The following is a 12,743-nucleotide window of genomic DNA, read 5'->3' on the forward strand; positions in this document are numbered from 1 at the left end:
TTCGCCGCGACAGGCGGACGAGCTGGTGTCCCCGCATTCGTCGGTGTATCCGCGACTACTGTGGGCACATCGGTTTGAGTGCCATCATCTGTTACATCTGTCATCGATGGCGAACCGTTGCCCATCACTGGTGGGGTTGTACCGCTGCCATTACCAACGGGACCACGAGGATGAGCTGTCGCTGCACTCGGCGCTGCATCTGGGGTTGTCCCCAAATTACGTCTAGGTCCTTGGGTGTAATTACTGCCCGTTTGCGCACCGTGGCTCAGATTCACAGGTGTTGAACTACTCACCTCCCATTTACGGCCAGTGTATCCTCGCGCTGCATCCGAATTAGGCACCACTGTCGCAGGCGTGTCGTCCGTAGGCACGCCATCCGTCTGTGCCGTAACTGGCGTGTTTGTGGTGTTCGCCGCGACAGGCGGACGAGCTGGTGTCCCCGCATTCGTCGGTGTATCCGCGACTACTGTGGGCACATCGGTTTGAGTGCCATCATCTGTTACATCTGTCATCGATGGCGAACCGTTGCCCATCACTGGTGGGGTTGTTCCGCTGCCATTGCCAGCCGCGGGACCACGAGGATGACCAGTCGCGGTACTCGGCGCTGCATCTGGGGTTGTCCCTAAATTACGCCTAGGTCCTTGGGTGTAATTACTGCCCGTTTGCGCACCGTGGCTCAGATTCACAGGTGTTGAACTACTCACCTCCCATTTACGGCCAGTGTATCCTTGTGCAGCATTCGCCTCAGGCACCACTGTCGCAGGGGTATCGTCCGTAGGCACGCCATCCGTCTGTGACATTGAAGGCGTGTTTGTGGTCTTCGCCGCGACAGGCGGACGAGCTGGTGTCCCCGCATTCGTCGGTGTATCCGCGACTACTGTGGGCACATCGGTTTGAGTGCCATCATCTGTTACATCTGTCATCGATGGCGAACCGTTGCCCATCACTGTCGCAGGGGTATCGTCCGTTTGCGTCGTAACTGGCGTTGTGGTTTTCGTTGTTGTACCTGCTAAAGGCCTAGGTAAATCGGATCCCGTCGCACGATCGTGTTCATCAATAACCAATGATTCACTATTAGGAATAACAGCATACGCTGTAGCACCATCTTTCCCTTTTATTTCGACCATTTGAGCACATGCATCATCCCCGCTTAGAAGTAAATTGAATAAGGTTACCAGCTGCGGATCTGCTTGCTCTTGGCACTCAGATATTAACGTCTTTAATCGCGCTTGACGCTCCTTAACTGGCGTCTCGACAACAGTGACTTCAGCAGCATCAGCAAAGGGGAACGTGACCCGCCCGATCGATGTTGCATCAGTTGTTTGCGTGCCGATATTATTAACATGCGACTCGTTAGGGGTCTTAACTTGATCTTCTGAAACCAGATTAATGTCTGGATCCTTGGAAGAGTTAATAAAGACATACCAACTGTTATGAAAGTTATTAACGTTGTTAAAACAGTTATTAAAAACATCTCCGCGTTCGGTGTCTTTGTCCGTCACATCTTCTGTATGCTTAGGTTCCGGTAGCTCGGCCAGGGAAGGCAAATGAAAAGGGCGCTTAGTTGGTAAATCTTTGGGGGCATCAACTTTAGGCGGCTCCAACGGGGCTTTTTTCTTCTCTTTATCGCCAGCGACAAATTGGGATCCACCATACATAGCTATCGCAGATGCATTACCATACATCACCACAAATACCGTCGGTAATAAACTAAATCCTAAGGTGAAGGGAGCTAACACAGTACCGATTGTTACGGCACCGGCGATCGCAGCCAAATGAAACTTAGCCTTTTTCTCTGTGCTCACTCTATTTGATTTTTTAGTGCTTTCTTTAATCTTTTTAGGCTTAACTTTAGAATGAGGCTCTTCCGTCTCCAAAATACTAGGGGCAGTAGAGACACTCTCTGGAATTTGAGGTTCCGCAGATCTAAGTGTTGGAGCTCTAACGTCCAATAAAGAGGTAGATCGTGCTATATTCCTAGGTAGAGCCTCACAGTCTAAACGTGATAACTCTGGCATAGAAGTACTACGAGTCAACGCTGGATTAAGTGCCATATTAAAATCTCATCTTTTCAAATAAATTAATGCTTAACCGTCTCACATTATCTTCGGAATAATCTTGCTCAGCTATTGTGAGAGTAAGAAATCCATCAACACGAATAAATACACCTTTTGAGGCCATTTCAAATTGTAAAATAAGATCAATAACGGCCTCCAAGTTAACGAGATGTATTAACTGGAAAAAAGGAAAAACTGGCAGCAATAGATTGTCTGGGTAATCTCTAAAAATAACACTCTCATTTTTTTCGAGGCGCTGTAAAAATTGTTGAATGTAGTCACACGTTCTAGGTTTCATTTACTTTGGACAAACCAATACAAGGTCATTATTAGTTAACGACAATATTTCTTCAACACTAAGACTAGTTTTAAACATAGTACAAGATGCCATAAGAACTAACGTTTTCGGTAATGAAGATAAACTAGTTTTCAAATAGTTAGCATCAATAATGAGTGTATCCACTTTTAACAATGCAGATATATTGAAATCTCCTATAATAAGTTGGCAACTCATTAACAGAGGCAACTCATCTATATCCATCTCAGGATATGATTTAAACGCTAATCCATACTGGCTTAAGACTTGAGTGATTACATAGGATAAGTAATCCTGTTCGAGATGGTTCACATCTAAACCGAGCAACCTGCCTGCTTCGCATAAAGAAACATATAGTTCAGCATCGATACCTGCATGCTTTAAACTGAGTAACATTAAATCCTGCTGCTGAAATCGATGACATATAGCACCTACATCAACTCGAATTTCTTTATTATTAAAAGTCGTTCCAGCAACTTGATTAACTACTCGGTAAATTGCTGGCTTCATCTCATATTTTGGCATGAGATTGACGCGTTTGTGTTTCATATATTTCACCGATTCCTAGATAACAGTGCTAATACATCCATACTCATTTTAAAATCTATATCATCGATCCAATCACGTATTCCAGCAGGTGTTTTGCAAACAAAGTCATAAAGCTGTTGATAAGCATCTTTCGAAGTCACCTCTTCAAAATCAACACTTTGTACTAATGTTAAAATAAAGGTAATTTTATGAAATTGACTATCTAGTATCCCTTCTACCACAATCGCTTTAACTGTTGTTTCAGAATAATCGCGCAACATAGCAAACCATTCTATTACCGCTTGTTTATCGGCATATATCTCCACATCAGATAATCTATTCCAACTAAGCCGTTCTGACTTGGCTTTTAATAACTGATAAGGATCAAGTGTTTTGCCCTTTAAGTGACAATGCGAGATACGAACATGGCGATTATTTGTAGGCATTTATACTTTACTCTTGAATATAGTAACGGCGACATAAAGCCAATAATGACAGTAAACCATCTAAATTATGTTCATAAGCGACAAGTTGCTGCACTGTTTTGCTATTAGCATCCATATCCCCTGCGGAAGACTTAACATCTGCAATATATTTTTTAAGCTGTTTTCTTAACGTTAATGGATATAAGTGCTCACAGTGCTCTGCCGCATGTAATATCCAAAGTTGAGCATCATTTAATGATTTAACATCAAGTAAATTATCAGAGAAACCTTGCCAATCGCGTAACGCCTTGAGCTGATAGCTATTAAGCTGTCGAGCAAATTGCCTTTGCTGATCCAATGTTAAATTTTTACGTTTAACCCGGAACAGACGAGGATATTTTTTAGTTCGCTTGTCGACTTGCTTTATATCTTTTACTCGGCGAGGCTGGCGGTGGTCACCAGCCTTCTGAGTTCGGTTAATATCCGAAATTTTTTCGGTGCGTTGTGTCACGGCAAAAGAAACGGGTCGAAGCATAGTTAATCAGAGCGAGCTTAGGCTCGCTCTGCTCCGTATTATCGGTTAGTCACTAAACTCGCTTTCGCTACAGCTTCAAGGATCTCATTTAACTTCACCGCTTCAGCAGTCAGATCTTGAATATATTGATCAAGCTGAGCATCAAACTTCTCTTTCAAGTCTTTGCTCGCTTGAGTCTCTTCTTGTACTTTCACCTGTTCAGCATTTTGAATTTCGTTTGCATTGCCAACCATACCATCAGCCATTCCACCCATTTGAGTGACAGAGTTGTACTTGGCAGTACGCTGCTGCTGAAGATTAGCACTGTATTGATTAAGCTCTTTTGCTGTTAGATCTGAGACTTTAGGAGACTTATCAACATTAGTGACTTTACCAGACTCAAGATCCGTCGTTTTTAATAACTTGACTCCTCCTGTATCCGCAGCCCCTCGGTCGCCCATTTTGGATAAGTGTTTATCCTTCAGCGTTTTAGTTTGGCCAATTCGAACAGTTGCTGCTGTTGTCATTCCCATGTTAACCACAGATGACGCTAAGGTAATACCGAAGCGTAATTTGGCATCTTGAGATTTATCTTGCGCGAGCATAGTCGCCAACTCTGACGTAGCAACAGCTTCACCAATGCGATTCTTCATCACTTGAGCGCGAACCTGTTGAGACGACTCGATAATTTGTGCTAAAAGTGCCAGTAAATCAGCCATTGATACCGAGCCTTTGTTGGCCTCTTTCAATGAGTTTTCATAACTGCCCCATGCTTTTTGATCTATCGGCTTGAGATTATTAACAGAAGAAGTCTCTTCAGATTTTGTCGATGGTAGTGACAGTGCACTCATTTGTACTAAATTCATAAATTAGCTTCCTCTTACATATTGATTGAAATAATCTTGTCGTTGTATTCGCGCTGATCACTATTAACTTTAAAAAGTGATTCAAAAGCATGGCTTACCGCACGCAACGCCTGATTAAGCATGGTCAAGATTTGCTGGATACGTGTTTCCAACTCCTCTTGGTTTGCTTTAGCAATCTCAAGATCTTTTGTAATGTCGGCAGACTTAATCGCGTAACCGCTACTCACGACTGAAGTTGCATTTGAAGTAACCGAACTTGCTTGAGCAATCTTTGAGGTCAGCTTTTCGCCACCACTTGCAAATGACTTAATCTTATCGAGTAAAGGCTCAATCAACTTCATAACTTTGTTGACCATACCCTGAATTTTTGTCGATATAGTGCTGAATGACTTCAACGTTTTAACTGCGTCGACAGCCTTATCAACCATAGTTGCGACTTTCGCAGCCCCACTCGCAACAGCCTTACCCGCAGTCGCCATCATGTTCCCAGGATTGAAACTGACCACCATACTGATAATGCCAATAGCAATCTCTAATCCCATTGATACATAGCCCCTGATCTCTTCAGAGACACCTGCGGCTTCCATAATCTTATCGACAATTTTAGGCAATACGATCGAAGCAATCATGAAACCAATCATCACTGCAGCCATAACAGGATTGAATGGCGCCATTATAATTGCCGCAAGAAAACCTAATCCCATAGCAATCTTGCCCCAAATGCCTTGGCTCTTTTGGGCTTGCTTCTGTTCTTCAATCTGCGCCATACGCTCTTTAAGCGCATCGATCTGAGCATTTTTTTGAATATCTATCAGTGTTTTTTTCGCTTCAGAGTTTTCTTTACCGGTACCAGAAAACGCTTCAGCGGCCAGTTTCATACTCTCTTGCACCATGCGCCAGAGCTGACTATCGGACACTCCAATCGTATTGCCTGGTAAGGGTTGATTCGGCTTAGCCGATTCTGTCGCAGCAGTGTTTTGGCGCTGAACACTCTGGCTCTGTTCATCGACTGTACCAATAATGCTTGGCGCAGCGACGGTAATCATGAATGTACTCATAGTTATTTCCTTTCATGTGACGATACTGGGAATAGATGCGCACTCACTATCAGAGTTACTGAAGTGAGCTTGCACATCTAAATTCTCGCGATGCGAGCGGCATGTTCCCAGTGCTACCATGCCCTTCTATTTTGTACTTAATACAAACACGACTCTTTAGATGTTCCTTGCGAATGCCATTTGTTCATCACGGCAGACCTGAATCCAATACTTAAGGGTCTGCTGCAGCATCTTGACTTGATCGCCGATACGGTTAATTTCTTTAATATCTTCATCAGTAAGCTGTCTAGGCGAGAAGTTTTTATAAAGATCTGTTAAATATTGAGCCTGAATCGTTCCGTCATAATCGAAGGCCTGAGTCACTCCAGGTGGTAAAGGCTTATTTGTGTCCGACGAATTCTGCCAACCAGGACACTTAGCACTGAACAAGTACGCCATCGCATCCATATTGGCTAATTTAGTGAGTAATCCATCAACCTCTGCTTTACTGCCAGTGAGAATGGTCTCGACCTCGGCTGCCGATACTGTTTGATCACCATTTAACGCGCTCAGCAACACAATTCTTGCCATAGGGCTAATATCGTTAAGGCCGCTGGTGATCCAGCCGCCGGCATTGGGATCGTTATACACAGATGAGGTAAAGCGACGCGATAACTCTGTGGGCGTCGTCGATGAGATATTGCCGCCACTCATAGCTGACATAGCTTGGTAAGCAATGCTATCCGTTGGAATTTTCCCCCCCTGAATCGCACTATTCAGAGTACTCCAAACATTATTGACCTTCGCCCCCAATTGCTCAGGGGTAAAATCCCAATTGGTATGACTGCCACTACCAGTTTTTTCCAGTAGAGTCCCCAATTCTTTCAAGAAGTTAGCGTCTTCTAAACCGTACTCTTTACTATTACTCAACACATCGAGCAGCACCAGCTGGAACATGTTCTCGTACTCAATTCCGTTAATCCCGCCCTCTTTCATAGCAGTAAACATCTGCATAATGGCGGCCTCGAATGCAGGTTTTCCACCACTGGTCCACTTATTAACGATGTCTAATTGACTTCCATAGCCCTCAATACTCGTCGCAAGAGCCGAAGCAATAACGGCCTCGGAATGTTGGCCCGCCATAGCCATCACCACTTGTTTCTGCTGCGCCGCAACCATTAATAGCGTTGTTACATCCCCCGTTTCGACATCGAGTGAGGCGAGCGCACGGTCAGCAATCGCCAACTTAGATTCATTCGCGACAGGCACCATAGCTTTAAGTGGTGCATTTTCGGTTGTAGACGGCACTGTCCACTGGGGCTGAAGACCAGAAACACCATTAATACTCATAGCAAACTCCCTGTTGATTGTTAGATATTTCTAGCAAATGCCATGAGTTCATCCCGGCAGATCTGAATCCAGTACTTAAGGGTCTGCTGGATCATTTTCACTTGATCGCCGATACGGTTAATTTCTTTAATATCTTCATCGGTTAACTCGCGTGGTGGAAAGTCGGTATACATATCTTTAAAATAACCGGAATCCAATCCAACCCCCTCCCAATCAATCACCTTATGCCCATTTTGAGTGACTTCACGCCAACCGCTATCTTCCCCGTGACCATCATTTTTAAAGAGAAAATCCATAGCAGATGTATAACTTCCGCCCGGTGTATTATTTTTAATAAAGTCATTCAACTCACCCACTGACCCAGTGAGAAATAAATTTATCGTATCTTGCGTTACGTCAGGATACTTATTTAAATAGGCAGCCATTAGTGCCATACGTAACATAGGCGAGACACCTGCATCACTTGGATATCCAGCATCACCAATAAACGAATATTTATTTTCAAAATTATTTTTAAAGTGGTCGACTAATGCAGATGGTGCGCCTTGTTTATCTTTTAAAAATGTCAGTACTTCATTACACAGGCTGTCTTTCGGAGCATTTTTCAACATAAAGTCAAAGATAGCTGTACTTTTATCTGCGAATTTCTGTCCATTCCAGCCCTCATGATATCCATGTGAACCAGAACCCGTGCTCTCTAAAAAATGCATCATGTCTTCCATCATCTGTGGCGTGAGATCTGGAAAGTCAGCTGAGTGTGAAATGTAATCCATAATGGCTAGCTGAAATAAATCTTCAATTTCATTACCTGTGATACCATCTTTCAGAAAACCTTCGAACATTTCTCTCATTGCACTTTCGAACATTGGCAGACCGCCAGTTGTCCAACCTTGTATATGTGCTAATTGTTTACCATAAGCTTCAATGCTTCCCGCCAAAGCAGAGGCGATCGCGCTTTCAGAGCTCAGGCCAACCATTGAGCGTACAACTTCTTTCTGATGGGCAGCAAAAGTAGCAAGCGTCTGAAATGGAGATGGCTCACTCTTAGTAAATGGCAGAGCTTTATTTGTTTTTTCTTCTTGCTGGGAGGCAGACTTAACTAACTTTTCTATATCATTTAGATTTTTTTTATCGGCATCAGTCAAAGATGAACTTTTTTGTTCAAAATTTAGCGCATCTGATAACACTCGTGCATTATTCACTATCATTTATAGAGTCTCTACAATTTAAGAATCCTGTATCCTCTTGATGGTACAGGTTGGGAATGCACTCACACAGAACAGCTAAATGTGTGAGTCATGAAATTGGCTTATATCTCAAGAAAAAACTTAGATTCAAATGGTTGTTTCATATTGACTCTGCAATACTATCTATAATTAAGGTAAATACGGGCTCAGCTGCGACTTAAGATAATGATATCGTTGCAGATAGAAATCATTTAAATTATCTTCTTTTACAATAAGCCAGGTAACACTAGCCTCGGTATATTCATTTAACTTATAATGACACAAAGAAATGTTGAGAATAGTTTCATCTAGATCATTTGTCGGGAAAGTCTTTAATATGTTTAGCACTTCCAAAGCTTTTTTAAATTGCCCTTTTTCCAAAAAAATGGCAGCTAGACATCCGGGGCCTCGATGATCATACGGATTTAAACCAACATAGGCAGAAAAAACAATCTCAGCTTCCTTAAATTGGAATTCAGTATAAAACTTAACCCCTAATTCATAAATTGATTTTAGTTGAGTTATTGTGATTTTCTGCGACTTACGCATAGCTGCAATATCTTTTTCAATGACTGTGCCACTCAATAGCTCAAAAAAGTCATCACAGGTTTCACCTGGGCGTATTGTATTTTTTTTCATATAAATTCAATCCAATTTTAACGGTTATTTTACCCGCCGCTGAGTTCGATATCTGTATCCTTGGCGACTTGTAAGATAAAGGCATCAAGTCTAGTAGAAGATTTTACTGCTAATATGGATTCTGGCAGTGATATACCTAGTCTTAAAGCCCAAATGATGGCATGACGTGGATTGTGAATAGCCAATAATGCTACTCCAAGTTTTTGGGTGCACATATTTTTTGACACATTAGAATCGAGTTTAATTCCTAGTGTACTTGACCAGAGATATTGACTTTGATTGAGATATTGCTTGCTCAGCAGCCAAGAGCGATCACTCGCGTCACCTTTGCGAGCTTGGTATATGACTACGCTACCCAATACTTTCACTAAAGCAGTAATTTTTGAACGTCTAGGTGTAAACCATACCTGTACCTCACTCTCGGTTAGTGTTGTAAGCACACTATATTGATCCGGGGAAAGTCGCCGATTGACCAGTAAATAATGTAAGTATGTTTGATGAAGTTTTTTATACTTTTTCATTACCCGTATTCTGAAAAAAATAACTGACAGTTAATGTATCCAACTCTGAAACTAAGCCTTTCAAAAAACGCTCAATATTCAACTTATTTTCACGTTCGATTTCATCAAAGCTAAAAATAATAACCGAGACTCGCTTATTTTTTTCCCCAGTGACGATAACACTGCTCCGTAGCACATTGGGAATAACACTAATTTTGTTATATATTTCGCGGCTCTCAAGCAAGTTTCCCTTCACTATCTCTAACTTACTCAAGCTAGCAAATTTTGACTCAAGCAGATCATTGAGATCTTCTCGTTCAAAATAGAAATTGAATTTTGTTAACACTTCTCTCGCCTGAGCTAAGTGATCTTTATCAACATAGACAAGATGACGATCCTTACTAATAGATAAAGAAGCGGAAACCTGATATCGGGCCAGCAGAACAACCACTTTGTTCGCTGCATCAGCGGAATCAAAATTGGCAACTTCTACTCGGCCCTGATCATTACATCCAAAGAGTACAAGAAAAACTATCCAGTACAGTTTTTTCATCACTGGGCCTTCATGACATCATTTATTGCAGTGGCAGACTTCGAAGCAATTTTAGTTACTGTTTCCTGATACATGCTGTAATGAAATACCGATTGCTGTAAGGCCAACGTATCCTGCAAGGTAATCGTTTTTCCATCATTTATCTTCTGTAAATTATTCATAATCTCTTGAAAACCTTCACCAATATTATTAAAGGTATCTTCAAATACAGAAGGTTGTATCGCTTGTACATTAAGATCTACCATTTCTAAACAACTCTTTAAATCAATACGCTTCACAATGTTTGATATTTAACCGCTGCCATCGTTAGCAAGCAAATGAACAAACTGGAATCAAAGTGAAAAAACACGAGTAAAAAATTTACTTTTAAATTCATTATCTTATTGAAAATATATCCGTCTTATTAATCAAACACCTAACCCTTGATGCTCAAAATACAAACAAGACGGCTTAGTGATAGCATCATTTAGATGATTAGAATTCTTTCCTTACAGTGCTGGCTTTTACCCATTTGGATACATTACCTGTCGTCTTATCAAAATCAGCATCCAAACATCTAGCTTGCGAAACATACTCGCTTCCACGACTAATACCCAATCCGTGATAACCGAATACGCGCGCTTTAGGAAAGTACTTATCGGCTTCAGTTTTTGCACTATTGGCCAAAGGTTCAACACCTTTTTTTCTCTGGACAATGTCATTTGTCTGTTTAAAAGATTGCAACGTCTCCCTGTCAGCACTCTCACACGCCGTCATTTTTATTTTTACATCAGCGTTAGCTTTCTGCCTTACAAGACTATGTATTTCACACATGACATTATCTATCGATTTACTTGCACTGCCACACTTTACTGTTTCGTATAAATGTGGTCGACCAGCTTCACCATGACCAATGACATAAATATTCTTAATACTATTATCCGGTAAGGATTTTGGGTCAATAACCTCGAGCTGATTAAGTGATTGGTATTCACCGAGCCTTTTTATTTCTGATGGGAAAGCAGCATGCACATCTTTAATTCCAATAGCTTTAATATAAGAGGTCATTTTATTTTCATACACGGCACCATCTTTCAGTCTGCCGGACAATTCTGTTGATTTAACATCACTGATTGTTGACTTCAATGCACCTCTATTTAACATCGAGCAAATCATAGGTAACGGCTGCTTTCCATTAAGTACTCTTGCTGTATTTATTCCAATAGCTTGAATTACCATATCTTCATTGTTAAATGGGCTATAGATAACACCATTAGGTAAATTACGAACCTGTTTTATGTTCGTTTTTAAGTCACTTAACAATTTTTCCGACGTCAAATTCTGACTCACATTTGACATATATGGCAATGGAGAGGTAGATGATATTGGCATATAAACCTTAAAATTATTTTATGAGGAATTGAATAAATATACTAATATTTTATGTCGCTTAATGATTAAACCTTAATATAAGCCACCATGCTATTGAACAGTTTCAGCTTACCGGCCAACACTCGCTCTACATTAGCGATATCTGCGGAAAACTCTGTCACTACTGTTAATTTCTCTTTCTTTATATTGAAGAAAACGTCTTCATCAGACATGAGACTCTCGATTATTTTAGGTGCTTTATTTTTGAGCATGCGTTGATCACGCAAGGGGATTTCAATAAAAGTTTGCAATGTTCTATCATTAATATAAACAAATATCTCTTCTCCGCCATTCAATTCGATTGCGATAGGATCATCACCCTCGATGCGAGATAATAAGCTTGGTGACACATTAAAATCATCTACGAGTGTTTTATAAACAATTTCTCTGAGTTTTTTCATAATACCTTCCGTTTAAAAGTTAATATTTAATTATTCAATGTTAGAGTTGCCCAAAAAGCAGATGGAATTGATCATAAATCCCACCGCCAACTTGTGTAAGTAAAACGATAAATACAACTAATTTAGCCGCCATAGGTAAGCCTGGATCTTGCACACTAAACACAGTTTGCAACAGACCGACAATAACTCCCGTGACGACAAAACTAAGCGAAAAAATAATAATCGCACTCTTGAGAATGTCTAAGCATGCCGCTGTGACATCAATGACGGTCATAATAATCCTCAAGAAAGTTAGTCACTTTGTTATCCTCAAACTGGAATACGTAGTACTTATTGCGAAAAAATACTCGATAGGTGTTCAATTGCGCATATTGGGTAAAATACTCGGGTGCGATTTGGTAATGCAGCATCAACGAAGACAATACAGGTTGGACAGTCATGCCTGCACTCACAGCTCCAATCGCCACAAGTTTAGAACCTAGACTTGGTAATTCCATCTGAGTTACTAAAACTGAAGATTTTTCCTCAATAAAAACCTTATTTATGTGCTGACCTCCCTCCTTTACTTCTAAATTTGAATGAACTGGTACAAAAGCTTTAATAACCGGGTCTTCTTTCTTCTCTCCGGCGGATAAGCCTTTATTAGCATTCGATTCTCGCTGTACTCGAGCCAAAACAGGTACATTAGAGTGAGCAACTGTTAATTCTGATTGCTTTTGAAGATTCACTCCAGACTCCCCCTCCATAGCCGCCAACCGACTTATTGGTGGTGATTTAATTGGTGACGACTGAGTAGGTTGAGGCACTGCTGCCATAGACTGGGGTGGTGTCGTCAGTGAGCGCGTAGCCTGTTCTGAATTCACAACTGGTTGCTCTACTATCAAGGATTTGCCAACCAGCATCGTTGACACTTGAGCATTC

Annotated in this window: 14 protein-coding genes and 2 pseudogenes; all 16 read right to left on the bottom strand. The window is 41.3% G+C overall.

The genetic code is table 11. The annotated features are described in order from the left end of the window. Window positions 1–1,775: pseudogene (locus KO531_RS21985) on the bottom strand (hypothetical protein); the annotation flags it as partial. A 580-nt stretch (window positions 1,776–2,355) separates the two neighbouring features. Next, window positions 2,356–2,922, bottom strand: coding sequence for a hypothetical protein (locus KO531_RS21990; protein ID WP_219252236.1), 567 nt, complete (start codon window positions 2,920–2,922; stop codon window positions 2,356–2,358). A gap of 5 nt (window positions 2,923–2,927) precedes the next feature. Beyond that, window positions 2,928–3,347: a hypothetical protein gene (locus tag KO531_RS21995; protein WP_049821674.1), complete on the bottom strand. Its 420-nt coding sequence runs from the start codon at window positions 3,345–3,347 to the stop codon at window positions 2,928–2,930. 7 nt (window positions 3,348–3,354) lie between these two features. Then, the gene (locus KO531_RS22000) at window positions 3,355–3,861 is read right to left on the bottom strand and encodes a hypothetical protein (protein WP_028759493.1); all 507 of its coding nucleotides are present in this window, start codon (window positions 3,859–3,861) and stop codon (window positions 3,355–3,357) included. 38 nt (window positions 3,862–3,899) lie between these two features. Continuing rightward, window positions 3,900–4,706 carry a type III secretion system protein gene (locus KO531_RS22005; protein ID WP_173248270.1) on the bottom strand — a complete coding sequence of 269 codons (807 nt, stop codon included), beginning with the start codon at window positions 4,704–4,706 and terminating at the stop codon, window positions 3,900–3,902. A 14-nt stretch (window positions 4,707–4,720) separates the two neighbouring features. Further along, window positions 4,721–5,764 (bottom strand): VspD, encoded by a 1,044-nt coding sequence (locus KO531_RS22010; RefSeq protein WP_219252237.1) that lies wholly within the window; start codon window positions 5,762–5,764, stop codon window positions 4,721–4,723. Between the two features lie 156 nt (window positions 5,765–5,920). Next, window positions 5,921–7,093 carry a hypothetical protein gene (locus tag KO531_RS22015; protein WP_219252238.1) on the bottom strand — a complete coding sequence of 391 codons (1,173 nt, stop codon included), beginning with the start codon at window positions 7,091–7,093 and terminating at the stop codon, window positions 5,921–5,923. A 20-nt stretch (window positions 7,094–7,113) separates the two neighbouring features. After that, window positions 7,114–8,301: a hypothetical protein gene (locus KO531_RS22020; RefSeq protein WP_173248276.1), complete on the bottom strand. Its 1,188-nt coding sequence runs from the start codon at window positions 8,299–8,301 to the stop codon at window positions 7,114–7,116. A gap of 168 nt (window positions 8,302–8,469) precedes the next feature. After that, window positions 8,470–8,958: a regulator gene (locus KO531_RS22025; protein ID WP_198572421.1), complete on the bottom strand. Its 489-nt coding sequence runs from the start codon at window positions 8,956–8,958 to the stop codon at window positions 8,470–8,472. 29 nt (window positions 8,959–8,987) lie between these two features. Next, window positions 8,988–9,479, bottom strand: a complete 492-nt coding sequence (locus KO531_RS22030; RefSeq protein WP_173248280.1) for a regulator — start codon at window positions 9,477–9,479, stop codon at window positions 8,988–8,990. Further along, the gene (locus tag KO531_RS22035; protein ID WP_173248282.1) at window positions 9,466–10,011 is read right to left on the bottom strand and encodes a type III secretion protein; all 546 of its coding nucleotides are present in this window, start codon (window positions 10,009–10,011) and stop codon (window positions 9,466–9,468) included. The genes KO531_RS22030 and KO531_RS22035 overlap by 14 nt, the downstream gene beginning before the upstream one ends. Beyond that, window positions 10,011–10,289: a type III secretion system inner rod subunit SctI gene (sctI, locus tag KO531_RS22040; protein ID WP_263162474.1), complete on the bottom strand. Its 279-nt coding sequence runs from the start codon at window positions 10,287–10,289 to the stop codon at window positions 10,011–10,013. The genes KO531_RS22035 and sctI overlap by 1 nt, the downstream gene beginning before the upstream one ends. A gap of 196 nt (window positions 10,290–10,485) precedes the next feature. After that, complete coding sequence (locus KO531_RS22045) at window positions 10,486–11,328, bottom strand: hypothetical protein (RefSeq protein ID WP_251069042.1); 843 nt, start codon at window positions 11,326–11,328, stop codon at window positions 10,486–10,488. Between the two features lie 119 nt (window positions 11,329–11,447). After that, window positions 11,448–11,822: a hypothetical protein gene (locus tag KO531_RS22050; protein ID WP_219252240.1), complete on the bottom strand. Its 375-nt coding sequence runs from the start codon at window positions 11,820–11,822 to the stop codon at window positions 11,448–11,450. Between the two features lie 40 nt (window positions 11,823–11,862). Further along, entirely contained in the window at window positions 11,863–12,096 is a 234-nt protein-coding gene (locus tag KO531_RS22055) for a flagellar biosynthetic protein FliQ (RefSeq protein WP_173248286.1), read from the bottom strand. Continuing rightward, window positions 12,083–12,743, bottom strand: a pseudogene (locus KO531_RS22060) (hypothetical protein); the annotation flags it as partial. The gene KO531_RS22055 and the pseudogene KO531_RS22060, both read right to left, overlap by 14 nt.

It is taken from the genome of Shewanella sp. NKUCC06_TVS (genome assembly GCF_019345515.1).
Taxonomy (GTDB): Bacteria; Pseudomonadota; Gammaproteobacteria; order Enterobacterales; family Shewanellaceae; genus Shewanella; species Shewanella oncorhynchi.